The 20,813-nt window shown below is 61.4% G+C and carries 23 protein-coding genes, 1 tRNA gene and 1 pseudogene; 13 read left to right on the forward strand and 12 right to left on the reverse strand.

All coding sequences use genetic code 11. The annotated features are described in order from the left end of the window. Positions 1 to 5 precede the first annotated feature (5 nt). The gene (locus BMI91_RS16765; protein WP_078605965.1) at positions 6 to 536 is read left to right on the forward strand and encodes a flagellar basal body-associated FliL family protein; all 531 of its coding nucleotides are present in this window, start codon (positions 6 to 8) and stop codon (positions 534 to 536) included. A 43-nt stretch (positions 537 to 579) separates the two neighbouring features. On the opposite strand, the gene BMI91_RS16770 is transcribed toward BMI91_RS16765, so the two are convergent. The 10 genes from BMI91_RS16770 to BMI91_RS16815 form a co-directional block, all read right to left on the reverse strand. Next, positions 580 to 948, reverse strand: a complete 369-nt coding sequence (locus BMI91_RS16770; RefSeq protein WP_078605966.1) for a hypothetical protein — start codon at positions 946 to 948, stop codon at positions 580 to 582. After that, positions 936 to 2,027 carry an EscU/YscU/HrcU family type III secretion system export apparatus switch protein gene (locus tag BMI91_RS16775; protein WP_078605967.1) on the reverse strand — a complete coding sequence of 364 codons (1,092 nt, stop codon included), beginning with the start codon at positions 2,025 to 2,027 and terminating at the stop codon, positions 936 to 938. The genes BMI91_RS16770 and BMI91_RS16775 overlap by 13 nt, the downstream gene beginning before the upstream one ends. Then, positions 2,024 to 2,812 carry a flagellar biosynthetic protein FliR gene (locus BMI91_RS16780; protein ID WP_078605968.1) on the reverse strand — a complete coding sequence of 263 codons (789 nt, stop codon included), beginning with the start codon at positions 2,810 to 2,812 and terminating at the stop codon, positions 2,024 to 2,026. Before BMI91_RS16780 ends, BMI91_RS16775 begins: the two co-directional genes overlap by 4 nt. Continuing rightward, complete coding sequence (flhA, locus tag BMI91_RS16785) at positions 2,809 to 4,893, reverse strand: flagellar biosynthesis protein FlhA (RefSeq protein WP_078605969.1); 2,085 nt, start codon at positions 4,891 to 4,893, stop codon at positions 2,809 to 2,811. Before flhA ends, BMI91_RS16780 begins: the two co-directional genes overlap by 4 nt. Beyond that, entirely contained in the window at positions 4,893 to 5,639 is a 747-nt protein-coding gene (locus BMI91_RS16790; RefSeq protein WP_078605970.1) for a transglycosylase SLT domain-containing protein, read from the reverse strand. The genes flhA and BMI91_RS16790 overlap by 1 nt, the downstream gene beginning before the upstream one ends. A gap of 84 nt (positions 5,640 to 5,723) precedes the next feature. Beyond that, complete coding sequence (locus tag BMI91_RS16795; protein ID WP_078605971.1) at positions 5,724 to 8,033, reverse strand: hypothetical protein; 2,310 nt, start codon at positions 8,031 to 8,033, stop codon at positions 5,724 to 5,726. Further along, a complete protein-coding gene (gene motA / locus BMI91_RS16800; RefSeq protein ID WP_078522271.1) occupies positions 8,030 to 8,899 on the reverse strand; it encodes a flagellar motor stator protein MotA in 870 nt (289 codons plus the stop codon). The genes BMI91_RS16795 and motA overlap by 4 nt, the downstream gene beginning before the upstream one ends. A gap of 77 nt (positions 8,900 to 8,976) precedes the next feature. Further along, complete coding sequence (locus tag BMI91_RS16805) at positions 8,977 to 9,579, reverse strand: MotE family protein (RefSeq protein ID WP_078605972.1); 603 nt, start codon at positions 9,577 to 9,579, stop codon at positions 8,977 to 8,979. Then, positions 9,576 to 9,929 (reverse strand): hypothetical protein, encoded by a 354-nt coding sequence (locus tag BMI91_RS16810; RefSeq protein WP_078522273.1) that lies wholly within the window; start codon positions 9,927 to 9,929, stop codon positions 9,576 to 9,578. The genes BMI91_RS16805 and BMI91_RS16810 overlap by 4 nt, the downstream gene beginning before the upstream one ends. Before the next feature lie 11 nt (positions 9,930 to 9,940). Next, entirely contained in the window at positions 9,941 to 10,432 is a 492-nt protein-coding gene (locus BMI91_RS16815) for a flagellar basal body-associated FliL family protein (protein WP_078605973.1), read from the reverse strand. Between the two features lie 122 nt (positions 10,433 to 10,554). Between BMI91_RS16815 and fliF the strand changes: the two genes are divergently transcribed. The 4 genes and pseudogenes from fliF to fliP all read left to right on the forward strand — a co-directional run bounded on the left by fliF (position 10,555) and on the right by fliP (position 13,833). Then, entirely contained in the window at positions 10,555 to 12,180 is a 1,626-nt protein-coding gene (gene fliF / locus BMI91_RS16820) for a flagellar basal-body MS-ring/collar protein FliF (RefSeq protein WP_078605974.1), read from the forward strand. Next, positions 12,177 to 12,776: a FliH/SctL family protein gene (locus tag BMI91_RS16825; RefSeq protein ID WP_093477235.1), complete on the forward strand. Its 600-nt coding sequence runs from the start codon at positions 12,177 to 12,179 to the stop codon at positions 12,774 to 12,776. The genes fliF and BMI91_RS16825 overlap by 4 nt, the downstream gene beginning before the upstream one ends. After that, positions 12,769 to 13,047, forward strand: a complete 279-nt coding sequence (locus BMI91_RS16830; RefSeq protein ID WP_078522277.1) for a FliM/FliN family flagellar motor switch protein — start codon at positions 12,769 to 12,771, stop codon at positions 13,045 to 13,047. Before BMI91_RS16825 ends, BMI91_RS16830 begins: the two co-directional genes overlap by 8 nt. A 1-nt stretch (position 13,048) precedes the next feature. Then, positions 13,049 to 13,833, forward strand: a pseudogene (gene fliP / locus BMI91_RS16835) (flagellar type III secretion system pore protein FliP). A 75-nt stretch (positions 13,834 to 13,908) separates the two neighbouring features. On the opposite strand, the gene BMI91_RS16840 reads toward fliP, so the two are convergent. After that, a tRNA-Lys gene (locus BMI91_RS16840) sits at positions 13,909 to 13,985 on the reverse strand. A gap of 207 nt (positions 13,986 to 14,192) precedes the next feature. Between BMI91_RS16840 and BMI91_RS16845 the strand changes: the two genes are divergently transcribed. From BMI91_RS16845 to BMI91_RS16885, 8 genes are all read left to right on the forward strand, one after another. After that, positions 14,193 to 15,428 carry a tyrosine-type recombinase/integrase gene (locus tag BMI91_RS16845; protein ID WP_078605975.1) on the forward strand — a complete coding sequence of 412 codons (1,236 nt, stop codon included), beginning with the start codon at positions 14,193 to 14,195 and terminating at the stop codon, positions 15,426 to 15,428. Positions 15,429 to 15,431: 3 nt separating this feature from the next. Beyond that, entirely contained in the window at positions 15,432 to 15,824 is a 393-nt protein-coding gene (locus BMI91_RS16850; protein ID WP_078605976.1) for a hypothetical protein, read from the forward strand. Between the two features lie 73 nt (positions 15,825 to 15,897). Then, positions 15,898 to 16,092 (forward strand): helix-turn-helix transcriptional regulator, encoded by a 195-nt coding sequence (locus BMI91_RS16855; RefSeq protein ID WP_078605977.1) that lies wholly within the window; start codon positions 15,898 to 15,900, stop codon positions 16,090 to 16,092. Positions 16,093 to 16,195: 103 nt separating this feature from the next. After that, complete coding sequence (locus BMI91_RS16860) at positions 16,196 to 16,552, forward strand: hypothetical protein (protein WP_078605978.1); 357 nt, start codon at positions 16,196 to 16,198, stop codon at positions 16,550 to 16,552. Between the two features lie 90 nt (positions 16,553 to 16,642). After that, on the forward strand, positions 16,643 to 17,194 hold the full coding sequence (locus BMI91_RS16865; RefSeq protein WP_146684139.1) for a helix-turn-helix domain-containing protein: 552 nt from the start codon (positions 16,643 to 16,645) through the stop codon (positions 17,192 to 17,194). 142 nt (positions 17,195 to 17,336) lie between these two features. After that, complete coding sequence (locus BMI91_RS16870; RefSeq protein WP_078605980.1) at positions 17,337 to 17,756, forward strand: hypothetical protein; 420 nt, start codon at positions 17,337 to 17,339, stop codon at positions 17,754 to 17,756. Further along, positions 17,753 to 18,016 carry a hypothetical protein gene (locus BMI91_RS16875; RefSeq protein WP_078605981.1) on the forward strand — a complete coding sequence of 88 codons (264 nt, stop codon included), beginning with the start codon at positions 17,753 to 17,755 and terminating at the stop codon, positions 18,014 to 18,016. The genes BMI91_RS16870 and BMI91_RS16875 overlap by 4 nt, the downstream gene beginning before the upstream one ends. Positions 18,017 to 18,621: 605 nt before the next feature. Then, positions 18,622 to 20,274 (forward strand): hypothetical protein, encoded by a 1,653-nt coding sequence (locus BMI91_RS16885; RefSeq protein ID WP_146684143.1) that lies wholly within the window; start codon positions 18,622 to 18,624, stop codon positions 20,272 to 20,274. Between the two features lie 154 nt (positions 20,275 to 20,428). Here the strand turns inward: BMI91_RS16885 and BMI91_RS16890 are convergent, their stop codons facing one another. Then, positions 20,429 to 20,749: a hypothetical protein gene (locus BMI91_RS16890; protein WP_078605984.1), complete on the reverse strand. Its 321-nt coding sequence runs from the start codon at positions 20,747 to 20,749 to the stop codon at positions 20,429 to 20,431. Positions 20,750 to 20,813: the final 64 nt, after the last annotated feature.

Consider the following 20,813-nt stretch of genomic DNA (forward strand, 5'->3'; position numbering starts at 1 on the left):
CCGTAATGCTTGGTAAACTCCTCCCGCTTCTTCTCGGTCTGATCGGCCTCGCCGGCGGCGGCGCGGCCGGATATTTTCTGCGCCCCGCCCCACCGCCCGCAGAACATCCCACAGACCCGGCCGCTGCGGAGGCGGCAGCAGGAGATCACGGCGCCGCAACGGAGGCTCATGGGGTCCCGGCCGCTGCCGACCATGGGGCCGAGGGTGATGTCACCTCCGAATTCGTCAAGCTCAACAACCAGTTCATCGTGCCGCTGGTAACCGAGTCGCGAATCTCCGGCATGGTGATCCTGTCGCTCAGCCTCGAGGTGAAGGTCGGTGAGACCGAGGCCGTCTACCGTGCCGAGCCGAAACTGCGCGATGCGTTCCTGCAGGTACTGTTCGATCACGCGAATACGGGGGGATTTCAGGGCCTGTTCACGGATTCCGCGAACATGTCGCGCCTGCGCCGGGCCCTGACCGAGACCGCGCGTAGCATTCTAGGTCCCGGTGTCCTTGCGGTCTTGGTCTCCGATATCGTGCGTCAGGACAGCTAGGTCCGATCCGCGATATCTGCGACAGACGAGAGATACCCGCGCCTCAGCGCGGTTCGCCTCGTTTCGGGTGACCGAGTTTCGTGACAACGTCATGGCGGCCCACCGCGCGCGCGGTTGCGCCATGCTGCGCAGCAAGCGCGGGGTCGAGCTCCTTCCGCGCGGCACGTAGCCGCGTGTCTTCCAGCGACAGGTAGCGCAGATAGGCGAGGGTGTTTTGCCCCGAGGCTGGTTCCTGCGCGAGCGTCTCCCGGGTTGACCGCTCCTCTGCCTGAAGGCTGGCAATTCGCGCATCGAGCGCGCGCGCCCGGGCGTTCAGCCGCGCGAGCGCTGCAAGCTCCGCCTCCCGCTGCATACGGGTCAATCGGGCGAGCGCCGCCAGCCGCTTTACCTGCAATTTGCTCATTTGCGCCATGCCGCACCTCCGCGGACCGCCCTGCGCATCTTCTCCGCAAAGCGGATCGCGGCCGCCACGGGTTTGTAGTGCTCCGGCCGGATTTCCTCGCCGATCTCGATCGCCGCGAACAGCGCCCGCGCGGTCGGCGGGTCCGAATGCACGGGCACCGCGTTCTCCGCCGCGATCTCGCGGATCCGCGCAGCGATCGCATCAACTCCTTTCGACAGGCAGACCGGCGCCCTCCCCGAGGCGCGATCCCATTTCAGCGCGACCGCGTAATGGGTCGGGTTGACGATCACCACATCGGCCTTGGCGGTGTCGGGAACCGATTGCCGCATCGCAAGCTCCATCCCCTTCTGACGTCGCTGTGCCTTCAGATGAGGATCGCCTTCGGATTGCTTCATTTCGTCGGTCAATTCCTTGCGCGTCATCCGGTTTCGGCGCAGGAATTCGGACCGCTGCCAAAGATAGTCGATCGCGCCCATCGTGGCGGCGAGGGCAGTGACGATCATCAGAAACTCGGCGATCATCCGAAACAGCAGCCCCACGATCTGCACCGGTTCGAGACGCTGCGTGAGCAAAATCAGATCGGCGCGCGCCTTGAGGTAAATGAAAAGAATCGTCGCGATCACCGCGAGTTTCGTCGCGCTCTTGGCGAATTCGAACAGCCCACTTCGTCCGAATTTCTGCGCAGCATTCTTCAGCGGATTGATCCGGCTGAGCTTTGGCTGGATCTTGTCGGGCGCCACCACGATCGCGCGTTGTGCCCAGTAGGCGACGAGCGCGGCGATCATCGGCACCACGAAAAACGGCGCGAGCGGCAGGAGCAGCGTGCCGATAATCCGCCCGCCCAGGGCCGTCCCACCACCGAGAAACTGCGCGGCCATCTCATCGGCGCGATCCAGCATCGCCATCGCGCCACTGCCGAACCGCGTCACGCTGTAGATACCCAGGCCGAGCAGCGTCGCGAGAAAGCTGCCATAGACGGCGGCCACGGAAATCTCGGTCGAGCGCACCAGATCGCCCTTGCGCCGTGCCGCGTCCAGCTTATGCGGGGTTGGATCGAATTCCTTTTCGCCGGTGTCGTCTTCGCTCATTGCACGGCTCCGAACGGGTTGCCGAGGAAGGCCATGACCGCCTCGCGCCAGATCGCGACGGTAGTGGGCGCGCAGAGGGCAAGCAGGATCAGCCCGCCTGCCGTGAGTGCCGGGGCGCCGACGAACGCGACCATGAGCTGCGGCATGGCACGGTTAATCGCGCCAAGTGCGACGTTGTAAATCAGCCCGGTGACCGCGAAGGGGGCGGCGAGCTTGAAGGCGAGCGAAAACGCATGCGCGACACCCGATACGCCCCAGCGCCGCAGCGCACCCGGATTGGGCCATTCGCCCACCGGTAACACCTGATAGGTGCCGATCAGAAACTCGATGAGCTGGACGTGAAACCCGAGGCTCATCAGCACCGCGATCCCGGCGATCAGCAGGACATTTCCGATCGCGGGTTGCGGTTCCCCGCCCATTCCGCCGAGCAGCTGGGAGAGCGAACTCGACTGCGCCGCCATTGTGCCTGCGATTTGCAGAGCGAAGACAAAGGTGCGCAATCCGAAGCCAAGAAAGAGGCCGATCGCGATTTCCGAGGCCAGCCAGAGCGGCAGAACCGTCCCTTGGTCGAAACTGGCGAGCGTCGGTGCGAGGGCCGGAATCGTCACCAGGGTTATCGCGAGGGCGACCCCCGTCTTGATCCGCGCCGGCAGGCTCGTCTCGCCAAAGCCCGGGGCCATGGCGACAATCCCGCCCACCCGCAGCAAGACAATGAAACCTATGAACAAAAAGCTTCGTGCTTGTTGCAGGATCTCGCTGAGCAGATCGAGAAGCGACGGGCTCATGCGGGGACCTGTCCGACCATCGCGGGCCGCGCCTCCAGGCCGATTTCTTCGTAGCTCAGGACCGGCGCGTTCAGCCCTTTCGCATTGATGACCGTACGCAAAAACCGCCGCCTGCGCCCTGAAGAGACCAGTGCCGGGAACGTCCCTGCTTGGGCCGCCCCGGCGAGTTTCTCGGCGATATTCGCCGCCAGCTTGTTGAACAGGTCAGGTGGCAAGGCGACATCACTGCCCGCCTCACCCCCGATCGTGTATTTTCCGAAGCGTTCCTCCCAATCGGGCGCCAGTTGGATTAGGGGAATCGTGCCGTCCTCGCGACGCAGATCGGCAACGAGCTGGAAGCCGAGGCGCTGCCGCACATGTTCGCAGATCTGCTCGGGGCTTTGCAGGTGACGCGCCTCCGAGATCGCCTCGACGATCAGCAGAAGGTTGCGGATCGAGACTCGTTCATCGAGCAGTAGCCTTAACACCGAAAGCAGCAGATCGACCGGCACCTTGTCGGGGATGAGCTCGTCGAGAACGCGTCGATTGGCCTGCGCGCGTGTCGGATCGGAGAGGTTCGCGACTTCGTCGAGCAGCCGCCGCAGCGCCCGCAACGTCATCAGCCGCGAGAAGTTCGCCTTGATCACTTCGAGAAGATGCGTCGCGAGCACCTCCGTCGGCCCGACCACCGTCGAGCCGGCGAGCGCCGCGTCTTCCTGCTGATGGGCGGGCACCCAAAGCGCGGGCGCGTGGAACACCGGTTCGCGGACCTCCTCGCCGTCGGGCAGAAAATCGCGATTGTCCGCGATCAGCGCAAGAACATGCTCCGGCATCAGCCGATCGCGTGCCTGCTCCACACCCTGAACGCGGATGCGGTAATGACCGGGCGGCAAGGTTGCGTCGTCGGTCAGGCGAATTTCCGGGAGGATCAATCCGAAATTCGCCGCGACGTGATTGCGCATGTTGGAGATGCGCGCGTCCAGACCCGTCGCCGGATCGAGCGCCATCTTGACCAGATCCGGGGCGAATTCGACATGGATATCGTCGATGTCGAGTACGTCACCCATGGATTTCTGCTTCGGCCCGGTCTCCGGCGCGGGCATTTTCATCGCCTCGCGCCGCGCACGCGCCCGCTCCGCGCGCCGCAGCATATAGGCTGCCGTGCCGAGGATGGCGGCCCCCGCGGTGAAAGGCACGAAGGGGAGGCCCGGCACGAGACCGAAAAGCGCCATCAAGACCGCAACGGTTGTCAGGGCGGCCGGATATTTACCAAGCTGGCGGAACAACTCCAGATCGGTGGAGCCTTTCGCCCCTCCGCGCGACAGCAAGATGGCCGCTGCGATCGAGATGATGACCGCCGGTATCTGGCTGACGAGGCCGTCGCCGACCGTGAGGATCGCATAGGTCTCAAGCGCGCGATCGAGCGGCATTCCATGCACGACGGTGCCGATAAGCAGCCCGACCACGAGGTTGAGCATCGTGATTAATAGCCCTGCGACCGCGTCTCCTTTGACGAATTTGGATGCCCCGTCGAGCGAGCCGAAAAAGGTGGTTTCCGCCTGCTCGCGTTCGCGCCGCTCTCGCGCCTCGGCATGGTCGATGGCGCCCGCATTCATGTCGCTGTCAATCGCGAGCTGCTTACCCGGCATCGCGTCGAGCGCGAAGCGCGCGCCGACCTCGGCCATGCGCCCCGCACCTTTGGTGATCACGATGAAATTCACGATCAGGATCACGCAGAACACGACCAGCCCGATCAGGACCGAGCCGCTCATGATGAAATTCGCGAACCCTTCGATAACGCCGCCCGCCGCACCCGTGCCCGTGTGTCCGTTTCCGATGATGAGTTTCGTCGAGGTAACGTTGAGCGACAGCCGCAGCATGAGCGTCGCAAGGAGAATGGTAGGAAAGGCGGAGAAATCGAGCGGACGTTCGATGAAGAGGGTGACGGTGAAGATCAGGATCGCGAGGGCGAAAGAGGTGGCGAGACCGATGTCGAGAATCCAGGAGGGCACCGGCAGGATCATCATCGCGATGACCGCCATCAGCGCGAGCGCCAATAGGATCGTTGGCTGAAACGCGCGTTGCACGAGCGGAGCCGCCATCACATCCCTCGCGCTTTCCGCGCCGCACGCGCGAACAGGGAGGCGCCCGGGGCACCGCCCGGCCGGGGCGGCTCTGCGTCTTTCGACCTGAGCAGAAGCGGGTAGCCGTTTTCTCGGCGTTGTTCTTGGGACGCGCTTTGTGCCAGCACGATGTCGGGAATATCAGGCAATGGACTGGCCGCGGCGGCGGAAGTGGTCATCACGTCTTTCGGGCCGCTCCTGCCTTCGAGTTTCGCGAAAAATCGGGCAAAGCGTGTCGAATAGCTGTTCGCATGCTCGGGCGTGCGCGAGTGATAGGCGCCCGCCGCCCTCTTCCAGTCACCGCTTTCTGCGTAGAGCGATTTCAGAAATTGCGCCGCATATCGGGCGTTTTCCAACGGGTCGAACATGTCTTCGATCGATGAGAAATGCTGCCCGTGCCATTTGAAATTGATCTGGAAACAGCCGACGTCGAAGCTTCGCGCGCCGCGCTTGAATTCCTTGAAAACGTAAGCCAGCGCCAAATCCCGGCTGTCGAACCAATGCCCCGCGCCTTCCATATTCACGGTCCACGGCCACGGCTCGAAGCCACCCGCGCCTTTGCGTCCGGTCTCATTTAGCGAGATCGCCATGAGCACCGCATAAGGAACGCCGCTTTCGCGCGAGGCTTGCTTCGCGGCGGCCTCGCATAGCTGGGGTTGCCCCGCCGCGGATAGCGGAACGAGGGTTAGACAGAGGACATAAAGAGCCCGCCAGAGCCAAGGCATGGGATTTTCCCTTTGCAGTGCAATTCTTGCAAACCCAGACCTAGCGGCCAAAGATTTAGAAACCGTTTGCGCCGTTTCAGCGCGTCATTCCTGCGCTGTCGGCAAGGCAAGACGGTTGAGCATTTTCGACAGCGTTTCCCGCTCGGCTTGGCTTCGCTCCAAAAGGTTGCGCGCCTGAGTGATCGGGCCGCCTTGGACCTCCGCCTCAGGCGGAGGCGGCGCAACGAAAGTTTCCAAAAACTGCTTCTCCACCGCATCGGGCGAAGTCTCCAGGTTTGACCAGTCGCCCTTATGCCAGGACTGCGCGCGCGCATCGTCTGAATTGCCCGCGCGCAGGTAGGCGGCGCGCGCGTCGTTGTGTCGACCGAGCCGGGACAAAGCCTCCGCCCGGAGTTGCTCGACTTGCTGACCGCCGAGGCCCTTCAGATGGGCGAGGGCAGCTGCAGGGTCCATTTCAAGAAGCGCAGCCCGAGCGAGCAGCGTTTTGTCCTGCTCCGTCAGTGGCGCGGCCTTGCCGAGGAGGCGCACGGCGACTGCCGGCATTCCCAGAGAGATTGCGCGTCCAGCCAGTTCATGTCGCAGGTCCGGTATCTGCGCGACTTCCTCGGAAAGTGGCAATTCGTCGTAGAGGGTTCGAAGGAAAACCGCGTCGCTGGCTTGAACAACCAACCGTGTGAATATTGCCGCGAGCGTGCCGTCTGGGTCCGCGATCGTGGTCGCATCGGCATAGATATCAAAGGCTTTAGGAAATTCGGAATTCGCGGCGTGCCCGATCGCAGCGATGCGCCGCAGCTCCGGTGCCTCTGGCGCTTTGGCGAGTTCGAATGCGAGCGCCTCAGCATTGGCGAGAGCTGCCGGATCGACCTCTCCGCCTGCATCGATCTGGCCGTTGAGCCACAAGATCAACGCGCGCAACCCTTGCTCTGAATTCGTCTTCGAAAGCGCCTCAAGGTTACCCAAAGCTTGTGGATCCGCTTCTTTCGCTTGGATTTCCGCCTCCACTGTATCAAGCGCAGTTCGATCCTCCGTGGTTATTCGGCTGACCGCAGGTTCGAGAGACCTCGCCACATCCGCTGCCCCAATCTGCATGAGCCTAGCCACAAGGTTTGGTGCCAGAGACCGTCGCAGATCCACCGGAAGTGCTTCGAAATTTCGGCGGAGCGCGGCGAATGCGACATCTCGTTTTTCGGGCGGCGGGTCTGATGCAAGGAAAGCCCAAAGCGCGACCGCACCATCGCAATCTGTGAGCCGCGCGAGCGGCGATGCGGCGGCGGCAGGGTCCTGATCGAGAACCGATCCGACAAAGAGCAGAGCATCTTTGCCAGGACCATCCTTACCCATGTCGCGCAAAAGCGCGCGGGATTCCGTCCCAAAGCCGAAGGCGATGTATAGCCTTGCCAAAGCCATCACCTTACGCGGGTTGGGGACGTCGAATTCGCCCAAAAGATCACGGCGTGCATCGCTGATCTGCGCGAAAGCCGGGCGCTCGTCGATCCAGCTCGCGAGGTCGAAATATCGATCGGGAGGGCATGCGGATACCTCCAGTTGCGTCTGGGGTGGCGTGACAAGATGATCGCGATCAATCACGGTCATCGAGTCGACGGCGAGATGCGGCGGCAGTGTCGGCGCGGGGGGACCCATCGGATCATAATCGCTCTCAGGGGCCGCCTTGCTTGCAGGAGACTTTGCTTTTTGCCCGCTTTTTTCGGGCTGGGCCTCTGAAGGCTTCACGTGAGCCGAGACGAGCCCCTGCGATGCCGCCCGCGAAATCTGGCGTAAGAGGCTCTCTTCAATGCCATCAAGTCGCGGATCCGGTCTCGGCGGGATTTGAGGTTTGGGCGCGCCGTCAGAGATCGTCATCGGCGCAGCAGCGGTTTCGCGCGTGCGCGGCGGCTGCCAGAAGAGGTCGAGGTAGTCCTGTCCAATCGCGACGGGCTGAACGGTTCTTTGCCGGGGCGGGGAGGATGGCCGCGGCGCATTCGTCGGCGAAGATTTGGCCCGATCGCGAACTGCCGCAGCTGACGCCAGCGCGGCTTGATCTGGGGGTGCATCCTTGAGGTCGATGACGAATGCACCGCTTTCGAGAGTAAAGGTTTCGGGAACGACCTCGGGAGCGAGTTTCAGACGAAGCGTGCCATCCGGTTCAGCAATAAGTGCTTTCAACCTCTCACGCGGGATCAACTCGAACACGTTCTGAATCGCATATTGCGGATCTGATGCGTCGGTCGCGAGGCGAAAACCTCCATCTACGGGTGCAAGAGCCCGACTGGCTGATGCGGGCAGATAGACTACGAGGCGGGAAAAGCCGTCATGTTCGCCCGATTTGACCGGAATTGGCGTGGCATAAGCCGGAGTGAAGGGCAGCAGCAAAAGAAGCGCGATCCAGAACCTCATGCCGCCTCCGATTTCACCGACTTCAAAGCCTCCTCGAGGTCGGAGAAGCTTGGGCGAATGTGGTGGGGTGTGTTCTGGCGACCGACCTCGATGCAGATATTGGTTGCGTGATTGTGCAGGTTGGCGATCAACACCTCGCGGATCAGTTTGTAGAAGTGGCTGTCTTCGTCGATCACCCCCTTCATCCGGCTCGCGAAGGGGGCGATGAACCCGTAGGCGAGGAACACGCCGAGAAAGGTCCCGACAAGCGCGCCCCCGATCATCTTGCCGAGAATTTCGGGGGGCTGGTCGATCGACCCCATAGTCTTGATGACCCCGAGCACCGCCGCGACGATCCCGAGCGCGGGCATCGCATCGGCGACCGACTGCATCGCGTGGCTCGAATGCATGGCGTGGTGGTAGTTCGCCTCGAGCTGCTTATCGAGCACCTCTTCCACTTGCATGGGGTCGTCGTAATTCATCGAGGCCGATCGCATCGTATCGCAGATGATGTCGATCGCCTCGTGATCGTGCAGGATTTTCGGATACTTCCCGAAAATCGAAGAACTCTCCGGGTCTTCGATATGCTCTTCGATCGCGACGGGGTTCTGACGGGCAAGCCGGATCAGTTCGAACAACAGGCAAAGAAGATCGCGGTAGTCGTCAGGCTTCCATTTCGGTCCTTTGAAAACCTTTCCGACATCCTTCAGCGTGTGCTTGATCGAGGCCATGTCGTTCGACAGAACGAAGGCGCCGACGGCGGCGCCGCCGATCATGATCATCTCGAAGGGCAGGGATTTCAGGATGATCCCCATCTTCCCGCCCGCCGCGACATAGCCGCCGAAAACCATCGCGAAGATGATCACGATGCCGATGATGCCGATCATGGAAAGCCCCTTCCGTTTCTCTTGGGCGACTTTGAATGATTCGGTTTAAGAAATGCCCAAGACCCTTAACGTCTGCCTCAGTCGCGGGGCGCGCCTGCGTTGCGACCCGCCATCAGGACGCTGATCGCGTAGGCCGTTTTCGGCTCGAGGCTTTCCATAACCGCGGCTGCAGCAGCGGGGCGCATCCGTGCGAGAAAACCTGCGGCGAAATTCGGGTCCATTTCGGCGAAAAGCGGGGCGGCCTGTTTCGGCTTCATGTTCTCGTAAAGGGCGACGAGCTTTCCGACATCTTTCTCGGCCGCGCCATCTGCCACGGCCACGGTCTTGGACAGCGCCTCTTCCGCCGCGACGAGATCATTCAGACGCGCTTCCAACCGGGTTTCCGCGAGAGCGAGCGTATTGCGGCGGTCGCTGAGCAGCCCCTCCTGTTCGACGAGTTTCGCCTCTCGCACCTTGAGATCTGCAAGCATTGCGATGAACCCCGCGTCGTCGATGCAATCGTCTTCCGGTTTCGCCGCTTCGGTCTCGTGCGTGGGGCCGGTCGCCTCGCGCGCCCAGGCTCCGAATTGCGCAAGCTGCAATCCGCCGGACAAGACGAAAAGCGCGGCGATGATCCAGAGCGCACCGCGGCCCGGGCGGGATTTGCGACGGCCAGGTTTGCGCTTGGGCAGACGGCTCATTGCGCCGCCTCCATATCCGTTTCCCGGTGCCGCCGGCGCAACACACGGCGGCGCGGTTCGCCGTCTTCGGGCAGATCGTGCAGGGAGGCCAGAAGCAGTTCGAGCTTCTCCGCACCTGCTTCTGCACGTTCCGTCAGGGCACGCAATTGCCGCTCGGACGTGCCCGCGGTCGCCTGCGCCCGCTCGAGCGCGCGCGTCATGTCATCGACCTGTGCGGACAGCACGGCGATCGCCCCGCCCATCCCGGTCTCCAGCTGATTGAACCGCTTGAGCCTGCGCGCGAGCACGAAGCAATAAATCGCCGCCGCCATGGCCGCGAGTCCGGATGTGATTTCGGCAAGGAATTGCATTGCTCTCTCCCTCAGTTCAGCACGAATTCGATGACCAGAAGGTCGCGCACGCGCCCGTCTCCGGTGACCAGTTGCACCCGCCGCAACATCTGCGCGCGCAGGCGCATCATCGCGCTCGGATCCTCCAGAAGGCCGACATCGACCGCGCGCAAATACCCGTTCAGCACGTCCATCACGCGCGGCTTCAAAAGCTCCACGTCGTGTTGATAGGCACTGGGCACCTCAAGCTCTGCCGCGAACCGCAGGTGGCGCGCGGATGCCCCGCTCAGCGTGATCGCGAGCGGTTCGAGTGCGACATAGGCGATATCGGGAAGCGCCTCGGGTGTGTGCGCCTTCGGCCCGGTGGCGCCGTGCGTCGTGTCCGGAGGCGCGAGAATCAGCCCCGAATAGACCGCATAGAAGCCCCCGCCGCTCAGCAAAAGCATGAGTACGAGACCAATCATGAGCATCAGCTTGGACTTTTTCTTGGGTGGCTCTTCGGCCTCGGCAGTGGCGTCCGTCATGGGGGCCTCGCTGTTGCGGTTCGAGACTTGGAATACCCGAGTCGGACTAACCGATTGTTAATCGCATTAAGGGAAGGTGCCTGCGACGCTCGGGCAGAACGCCCGCTCTTTGGAGGTTCGTCTTGCAGCAACTCATCGACACTTGGGCCGGCCTGGATATGCGCAGGAAACTCGCCGCAGTTTTTGGGGTGATCGCCATGATCGCCACGGTTTTCGCCATCGGGTCGATCGCGTCGAAGCCGACGCTTGCGCTGCTTTACGCGGGGCTTGGCAGTGCGGAATCAGGGGAGGTGATCTCGGCGCTCGAACAGCGCGGTGTGGCCTACGAGGTGCGTGGCGATTCGATTTTCGTGGCCGCACCGCAGCGCGACGAATTGCGGATGACGCTTGCCTCGCAGGGTCTGCCCGCGAGCGGCGGGGCGGGCTATGAACTGCTCGATTCGCTGTCGGGTTTCGGCACGACCTCGCAGATGTTCGACGCGGCCTATTGGCGCGCGAAAGAGGGGGAATTGGCGCGAACGATCGCCGCCGTGCCGTCGATCCGATCGGCACGGGTGCATATCGCGCATCCGACGAATATGCCGTTTCGCGGAACACCCGAGCCGACGGCCTCGGTGACGATCACGCCGACGCTCGGGGGCTTGAGCGGCGCGCAGGCAAAGGCGGTGCGCTATCTCGTGGCCTCGGCGGTGACCGGTATGACGCCCGAAGATGTCTCGGTGATCGACTCGGCGCGGGGGCTCATCCCCTTTAACGACAATCCCGCGCTGACCGGCAGCGGGGAAGATCGCGCGCAAGCGTTGAAGCAGAATGTCGAACGGCTGCTCGAGGCGCGTGTGGGGGCCGGAAACGTCGTTGTCGAAGTGGCGCTCGACACCGCGACAGAGCGCGAGGCGATCACCGAAAGGCGCTTCGATCCGGAGGGGCGCGTGGCGATTTCCACCGATACGTCGGAGACCTCGAAGACCTCCGACTCGACCACGCCACCGGCAACGACCGTGGCCTCGAATCTGCCCGATAACGGCACCGGCGAGACCGGAAAATCGCAAAGCCGTACGAGCGAGACCCGCGCGCGCACCAATTTCGAGGTGTCGGAGACGCGCCGCGAATTGCTGCGCGCGCCCGGCGCACTCAAGCGGCTCAGCGTGGCCGTGCTCGTCGATGGGGTGCGCGGGACCAACCCGGATGGAACGCCAAGCTGGGAACCACGCAGCGATGCCGAACTGGCCGATCTGCGCGAACTCGTCGCCTCGGCGGTCGGGTTCGACGAGGCGCGTGGCGACGTGATCACCCTGCGGTCGATGCAGTTCGAGGCGCTGCCAGACGCGGGAACCGTCGCAGGGCCCGGCTTCATCGACAGCATGGCGCTCGATCTGACGCAGATCATCCAGATCGCGGTCCTTGCGATCGTCGCGCTCGTGCTTGGTCTCTTCGTCGCGCGCCCGATCCTGCTGCAGAAATCGCGTGCAGGCGCGGCGGAACTGCCCGCGCCCAGCGCCTCGGAGGAGGGCACCACGGCGTCGACGGCGCTCACCGGTGAAATCGACGACGGAGACATGCCGGACATGAACATGCAGCTGGTGTCCGATTTCGACCTCGGTGACCTGCCGATGGCGACACAGGCGGATTTCGACCTCGACCGTCCCGCCGACCCCGTCGACCGATTGAAGAAGATGATTGAGGAGCGGCAGGCGGAAACCGTCGAAATCCTGCGTAGCTGGATGGAAGAGTCGTCGGAGAAAACATGATGGGGCAAAGGCTGAAACTGGAATCCTTTGAGCCGAACTCGGCAGAGGCGGGTGAAATCGCGCTCGCGCCGGCCGAGTTGGAAGAGGCCAAACTGGCCGCCTTCGAGACCGGATATCAGGCCGGGTGGGACGATGCCGTTGCCGCGCAGAATGCGGAAACCGCGCGGCTCCACGCCGATCTCGGGCGCAACCTGCAGGCGCTGGGCTTCACCTATCACGAAGCGCGCCAGCACATGCTCGACGCGCTCGAGCCGCTTCTGATCGAGATCTGCGGCAAGCTGTTGCCCGAGCTTGCGCGCGCGTCGCTTGGCCCCGTCGTGGCCGAGCGATTGATGCCGATTGCCGAGGATCTCTGCGCGACGCCGATTACGGTGGTCGGCAATCCGTCCGCACTGCCGCAGATTCAAGAGGCGCTCGCACCACGTGCAGACTTGCCACTCGTCTTCGCGGCAGAGCCCAGTCTTGACGAGGGTCAGGTCTATCTGCGCTTCGCCGATACCGAGACCCGCGTCGATCTCGACGCCGTCATCGCCGCCATTTCGCGCGCGGTCACGACCTATTTCACCGCCACCGCGAAGGACAAGCCCGATGAATGAGACCGCGCCGGACGCTTCGACCGCCAATCCCTTCACGCAGGTTCCGATCGAGATCACCATCTCGGTTGGCAAGGCCCGCCCGCTGGTGCGCGATTTGCTGCGCCTGAAGCGCGACGCCGTGCTGCCGCTCGACCGGAAAGTGGAGGACCCGGTGGAGCTGTATGTCGGGGACAAGCTGATCGCGCGCGGCGAGCTGACAGAGATCGATGGCAGCGACGGGCAGCTTGCGGTGCGGCTTACCGAGGTGGCCGATCTGCAAAACGGGTTGTGAGATGCGTCCTAGCCCGATCTCCCCCGGCGCCGCCACGATATGCCCGCCAGCGCTTTGGCTCGTCCCGCTCGCCGCATTAACCTTAACGCTCGCGGCGCTACCCGCGCAGGCTCAGGACATTACGCTCTCTGTCGGGGAGGGCGACAGCCTCGCGAGTCGCTCCTTGCTGATCATTGCGGCGATCACGCTGCTCAGCCTCGCGCCCGGGCTCGCGATCATGGTCACGGCCTTTCCGTTCATCGTCACGGTGCTGTCGATTCTGCGCCAAGCCCTCGGGTTGCAGCAATCGCCGCCGAATATGCTGATCATCAGCCTCGCGCTGTTCCTGACATGGTTCATCATGGAGCCGGTCTTCCTTGAGAGTTGGCGCGTCGCGGGCCAGCCCCTGATCGACGGCGCGATCGACTGGCAGGAGGCTTTCACCAAGGGGATCGAGCCTTTCCGCGCCTTCATGGCCGGGCGCACGAATCCCGACACCTTCGCAGCCTTAGCCGAGTTGCGCAGCGGCACGCCCGCACCGGAAAGCCTGGAGGGCGCGCCGCTCTCGACCCTGGTACCGTCCTTCATGCTGTCCGAAGTCACCCGCGCCTTCCAGATCGGCTTCCTCGTTTACCTGCCGTTTCTGATCATCGACCTCGTCGTCTCGTCGTCTCGGCGGTTCTGATGTCGATGGGGATGATGATGGTGCCGCCCGCGGTCGTGGCGCTTCCGTTCAAGCTCGCCTTTTTCGTGGTGGCGGACGGCTGGGTGCTGCTCTCGGGGGCCTTGGTGCGCAGTTATTTCTGACGCCGAGGGCGGCTTACGTAACCGCAGACCCGAAAACGCAAAAACCCGGGCCGAAGCCCGGGTTTCTGAGGGTGATGGTGAGCCGTGCAGGATTCGAACCTGCGACCCACTGATTAAAAGTCAGAAGGTCCATACGCCAGACGATCAATCTCATGCATAAGCATCCGTTCTCAGCGCATATTACGCAAAGTTTGCGAAATACTTTTTCGCACAAAATCAAATACTTGCTTAATAGTGTCGCGTGATCTACATTCCTATCAGGACGGATCATTCCGGCGCAGGCACTTTGTCCCCCATATGTCCCCTGCAAGGTCTGTTCTCCATTTGATCGAGGGGTAAGGTTGCGGGTGATAGGCGCGATGAAAGTTCAGCTGACCGACGCACTAGTTCGAACAATCGAGAACCCGGCAAAAGGTCGAGCCGAAATCTCTGACACCGTCCGGCAGGGCCTTCGGTTGAGGGTCTATGACAACGGGCGGCGTGTTTGGATCTTCGAGAAGCGTGTGAAGGGGGGGAAGAAGCGGAAGCACACCCTGGGTGAATACCCCTCAGTCTCGATCAAGGAAGCGAGACGGCTCGCCCTAGAGATTGAAAATGAAGCGGCCAATGGGATCGATCGGGTTCTGGAGAGGAAGAAGCAGGCTGCGGAGAAGAAGGAGAGGGACCGGACAGCGAAAACTGTCGAGGAAGTCATTGACCTCTTCGTGGCGATCCACCTGGAAAAGTTGAGAACAGGAGTAACGGTAGAAAGGACGCTACGTGCAAGTTTCGCCGGTCGTCTTCATGAGAAAGCGATCGATTTGACCGAAGCAGACTTTCAATCGTTGATCGACGAGAAGGCTGCTTCCGGTGCTCAAGTGATGGCAAATCGGCTCAAGGCATATCTCTCAAAGTTCTCGAAGTTCGCATACAAGAGGAAGTTCTTTCACGACGACATCGGAAGGCATCTTGAGAAAGCCGTGCGCGAAGTGCCGCGGGAGCGCGTGCTGTCGCTTGCTGAGATGAGGAGTATTTGGGCGGCCACCTATTCTCTTTCGTCGCTCACGGGCCCTCTTATTAGGCTGCTGATGCTGACAGGCCAGCGCCGCACCGAAATTGCAGCCCTCCAATGGAGCGAGATTGACTTCGAACGCAAATGGATAGCGCTTAGCGGCGCGCGAATGAAGAATGGCAGCTGGCACATTACGCATCTTTCAGATGCCGCGCTGGCTGAAATTGCTATCCGACGCGAGTTGTCGACTGGGGACTTCGTCTTCTCTTCAACCGGGACAACCCCGGTTTCGGGCTTCACCAAGATCAAAGCTGCTCTCTTGAAGCACTTGCCCGAGGATATGGAGCCTTGGACGTTTCACGACTTCAGGACCAGTTTTGGCACCCACATGGCCGAAAGGAAGGCGCCAGAGGCAATCGTCGACAGAATACTCAACCACGCAGCCTCAGGGTCGGCGCCGAGTGCTGTTGCGAGGATCTACAATCGTGCAGAGTTCCTCGAGGAAAGACGCGAAATCTTGGACGCATGGGCAGACGTGATAACCGGCGACGAAGCCGAGGGCGAAGTCATCGCCTTCTCTCCGAGGCGATTAGCTAGGGGATGAGGTATGGAGCACCATAGAGACGAAGACGAGCTGCGGAAAATGCTCCGCGCATTCCAAGCTGGGTTTCAAGCAGGCATCAACGTTCAAGGCACGTCAGCAAGTTTCGCCAAGAGGCGTGGTCGGCCGCGCGGGTCAAAATATTTGGGAGACATCGACCGCACTCGCGTGATGGCTCTCAACGCGGCAATGGGACTGCTGCTTGAAACAGGAAGTGACGAGGTGCTGGAAATGACCGATCCAAAGTTGATCGAGCATATCCGCAAGGTTTTCCCGGTAGGTGTGAGTTCCGAAGTCGAGATGCTTATCCATGATCTTATCTGCGTGCCGACTATCGAAACGGTGCTCGTTTCTGTGCGCAAGGGACGTGCGCGGATAAAGTGTATGAAAAAATCCTGAGAATTTAACCTACGCGACTGATCAGGTCAGCTAATTCAATCTCACCTCATAGCAACTGCTTAGAGGAAGAACCATGATTGCGTATGATCCGCTGATCCGCGACCGCGAAGCTGCACAGATGCTCGGGGCGTCTGTCGCCACGTTCTGGCGTCGTGTCCAAGACGGAACGATTTCTCGCCCTATCAAGATTGGCGGCCTTAGCCGCTGGCGTGCGAGTGAAATTCAAGCGGTTATTGAAGCCGCAGAAGCGTCCCGAAATGCAGCATAAGAAACCCCCGCTCAGTCAAAGACCGGGCGAGGGCGAAATTCTTTTCTGCGACACAGTTGAGAATAGCCATTCGGCACCGGTCCTTCAACAAAAAGGATCGAGCATGACCCAGAGCAAAAAGGCCCCTCCGCGCCACGCAAAGCGAGTGAACTGTGTCGCGGATCTCCCCAAAGACCGTAGCCCGGCGTCCTTCGAGGTCATCAACGCGAACAGCAAGAGCCGCGTTGTAATCCTCGAGAAGCGCCGCCGTCAGATCCTTGAACTGCTAACGCTTGGCCCCGTTTATTGCGCCTCGCCTGTTCGGATTTCCGACATCGTATATGTGCTGAAGCGTGAAATCGGGCTCGAAGTGGATACCGAGTTCTATCCTGGTGACCGCGCAACGGGCGCTGGTGACTACGGTGTGTATTTCCTTCGCAGCCGGGTGCGCCGTCTCGACGGCCAGGAGGTGGCGGCATGACCTCAATTCGCCTTGCCCGTCTTCGTCGTCTGCTCGGCGTCTCTGGCCCGCTTTCTCACGATTTGGCCTCGATGGTTTGGGGAGGCAATCGTGGCGAGAGATAAGAAAAATGAACACCGGACAGAGCAGTTCACGAAGTGGGTCTATGCTCACCGACTGCTACCAGCTTGGAAGGCTCTGACCTTTCCGGCCCGTGATGCCTACTTCCATCTCGCGGTGCGCTGCATGGCGGAAACCGCAGACAAGAATGGCAAGGTCCGAAACAACAACGGAGAGGTCTTTCGGTCTCTCCGTGAGCTTTCCGAAGACATGGGCTGCACCACGAAGACCGCAGGCGCCGCGCTTGCGGATCTTCAAGCGAAAGGCTGGATCGTCTGCACTGATCCGTGGGTCCGAGGAATGGATGGCCATGGGAAGGCTGCAAAGTTTCGTCTAACCATGATGTCTTCGAAAGACCGTCCCCCGACCGTCGAGCCGAAGCGTTGGGAGCCTGGGCATGATTACCCGGTCTCGGTGTATCGTGGCTACATGCCGAAGCCGCGAAGATGGCGCGCTGAGAACCTTTCGAAAAAACAAAACCCACCCCCCCATTCGGGCACGGTCGTGTATCCGAATGGGGCACAGTTGAGGGTCGCCAAATGAAAAAGTGTGACCGAATGGGATACGGATTTGCCCTGTTTTGCCGCTATCAGTGTGCCCGAATAGGGGACATATCTAATAGCCATCTCCTGAGAGAACTGCGCAGCCCACATGGCACCGCCCAAACTTTGGTGGAGGCTGTTCGATGACCCGAAAAAGCGGACGAAATGCGGATGGCACTTTCGCAGAAGGCAATCCCGGCAAGCCTCGTGGCACCCGGCATCGGGTCACCCGTGCGGTTCTCGACCTGCTCGACGGTGAGGCCGAGAAGCTGACCGGGAAAGCCGTCGAGATGGCGCTGGGCGGTGATGCTACCGCGCTTCGGCTCTGCCTTGAGCGGATAGCGCCTCCCCGCAAGGACGCACCAGTGCAATTCGAGCTGCCCGCCATGGACGGGGCGGAGGATGCTGCAAAGGCGGCTAGTGCTGTCTTGGGGGCGGTCGCATCGGGCGAGCTGACCCCGACCGAGGGCGCGCATGTAATGGCTTTGATCGAGGCCTACCGACGCACACTCGAAACCACCGATATCGAAAAACGGCTGAGAGAATTGGAGGCGCAGAAATGAGCCTGAAACGCAGGATTGAGCAACTGGAGCATAGAGCAGGTAGCGCCGCAACGGACGGGCCTACCACCATCTTGATCAGAAGCGTGACACGCAATGAAGCCGGGGAACTCGTCTCGGCCCCGGCATACGCAATCTTTCTCGGCTTCCCAGGACAGCTGCGCGCGCTGGAAGGCGAAACCGAGGACCAGTTCAGCGCCCGCGCAGAGAAGCGACTGGCAGAACTCAAAGCGGCAGGAAGCGCCGAGCAGAAAGGACAGTGAAATGTTTATGCAGAGACAGCGAGATCAGATTTCGCAGACGACCCCGCAGCTGTTGCGGGCTCGACAGATGTTGTTGGGAATGATGCAGCCCAACAATGGACAGGTCGAAAACGCTGACCAAGGCCCCGCGCAAACTGGATTTGGAGCCAGCGCCAGCCTTCCGGGCAACGGGAACGGTTCGCAGATAGACGGTTGGCGAAGTGAAGATACTACGCCTGACCTCTCGCAACTTGCGATGATCGGCAGCACGGGTCGCAACCATGGCGCTATCGCGATGGCCGAGAACCCGATGAAGTATGGCTGGGGCCCTTTCTACGATCAGCTTCAACAGATTCAACCAGGTCAGAGAAGTTCCCTCGGTCGCTGATCGAACCGACTTTTTGAAAGGAAAGACAATGGCTACCTATCGAGAATTGATGGACGCAGCCCGCCGCGCTGATGCGGCTGGGGACTGGTCTGGGGCAAAGCGATTCCTTGAACTTGCGAGAGAAGCCCAGCGGTCAGGCAATTCAGCTGGGCCGACTGCGCAGGGAGGCGACCTGATCCAAGTTCAAAGCACGGATGGAACCACCTTCCAATTCCCTGCCGGAACGGATCGTGCCACGATGAAAGGCGCATTGCAGAACCACTATTCCAAGCAGACGGATACGCCCCCGATCACGCTCGATTTTGGCGGCACGAAAGTGGAGGTGGATAGCTCTTTCCGAGACCTTCCGGCTGACCGGCAAAACCGGATCGTGGACGAAATCGCACTACGGCTGAAAAACGGGACGCTCTCAGGCAACGCCAATCCTGCAACGGAACAAAATCCGGGGCTTTGGCAAGCCCTGAAAGACAACGTGTTCGGCGACAACGATCCGAACAGCCAGAACTTCGGCGAGAAAGTTGGCTCCGCACTGAACAAGGCAGGCGAGGCGATGACGTTTGGCCTGATCGGTGATGAGGCTGGTGCTGCAGCAGATGCTGCGCTCGGTATCGGCAGCTACGACAACCGTCTGCAGCATTATCGCCAGCAAGAGCACGTCCTGCAGCGAGATAACCCCAAGACGGCGCTGGGCGCAGAGCTTGGCGGCGCTGTGCTTGGCGCTATGGCCCCAGGTGGCGCTATCGGCACCCTTGGGCGTGGGGCGGGCCTCTTGCCTCGCCTTGCCGCTTCTACCGCGACCGGTGCGGCCATGGGCGGCACCTACGGTTTCATGGAAGGCGAAGGCGGTTTCGACAATCGGATGAGTGACGCGAAAACCGGAGCAAAGGTCGGTGCGGCTGTTGGCTTCGCAGCCCCTGTCGTGGGGCGTGGAGTGCAGAAACTCGCAGACGGGCACGCGGCACGCCAAGCGATCACGAAAGCCATCAAAGGCGCTCCGAGCAGCGAGGCGCTCAGGGCAGAGGGGCGCGCGGCTTATGACGCCATCGACAGGGCCAACGTCCAGATCCAACCGCAGGCATTCGATCGAACCCGTCAGAGGATTCTCAACATGCTGCGCCAGAATACCGGCTTCGATGAATTGCCCGGTCCGGGGAGTCTCACCCCGAACTCTGCACGCGCGATGGAGATCATGCGACAGGCTGGTGACCGCATGGCAAAAGAGCCAACCGCCGCGTTGCCCTTCAAGAGCCTTGACCAGATGCGCCGTCAGGCAGGCGCTGCAGCAGGCAACTTCGCCAACAAGACAGACCAGAAGGCCGGGATGGAGATCATCAGCGGCTTGGATGACCTCGTGAAAAATCTGGCGCCTGGGGATGTGGTTTCCGGCGACGTTCAGGCGCTGAAAACCCTTATCCCGAAAGCCAGGGATGTTTGGTCGCGAATGTCAAAAAGCCAGATGATCGATGACGCAATCGAGGCAGGGCAGAACAACTACCTGTCCGGTGGCGCCAGCGGCATCCGCAACCAGTTCAAACGCATCCTGAGCAACAAGAAGCTGGCGGCCAAGTTCACTGAGGCGGAGAAGGCGGCGATGCGGAAGGTGGTCAACGGTTCGATGGGCAGCCAAATCATGAACCTTCTGGGTGGCGGGCTCGGCCAACTCGGGCAAATCGGCGCTGGCTTCGGCCTTGGCGGGCCTGCTGGCGCTGCCGCAGGCGCTGTCACTGGCAGCTTGGCCCGAAGGGGATCGGAGGTCATAGCGTCGCGCAACGCTGAGATTGCACGAGCAATGGTCGCGAACGGAAAGCTGAACAGGCTTCCCGTCGCAAGCGAGTCGAGCAGGCGTGCAATTGAGGCGCTGATGCGGAGAGGGGCTGCACCGGCCAACTGAAACATCACGAGGCGCGGAGAAGGCGGCGGCGGGATCAACCTTGCCGCCGTTTTCTAACGGTGACTATCGGTTGCTCGCTGTGATAATAAAGAGCGACAACAGAGCGGCCCGCACCGCTATTTAGCGGTAGAAACCGGCAATGCGCGGAGTCCCTTTATCGGTCCACTTCTGCGACATGGCTTACCGAAGCAGTTTGAGATAGGACCCAATCTGCTTCTCTTTCTTTCCGCGCCATGAATTCCCGGCGCTTCTCAAGCCGCAGAATTGTAACCTTGTTCTGATAGATGCCTCGCAGCCCCGCGAAGAGCGCCAGTCCCGCGAAGCCTTCGAATGCGCTTACGTGGGAAAAATCGCGATACCCGGACATCCAGGCGAACAACGCGCTGGCTGCCAAGATGGCGAGAGGTAACCAGTCACGTTCGCGCTCAGTTTTCTTGATCGCGTCGGTGAGGCCAAAATCGTCGTCGTCCTTCACTTGAGTTCCTTTCGTTGGGTTCTCTTAGGAGGAACACTCGGCAAGACCTTCGGCTGAAAACGGG

The organism is Thioclava sediminum, from assembly GCF_002020355.1.
Taxonomy (GTDB): domain Bacteria; phylum Pseudomonadota; class Alphaproteobacteria; order Rhodobacterales; family Rhodobacteraceae; genus Thioclava; species Thioclava sediminum.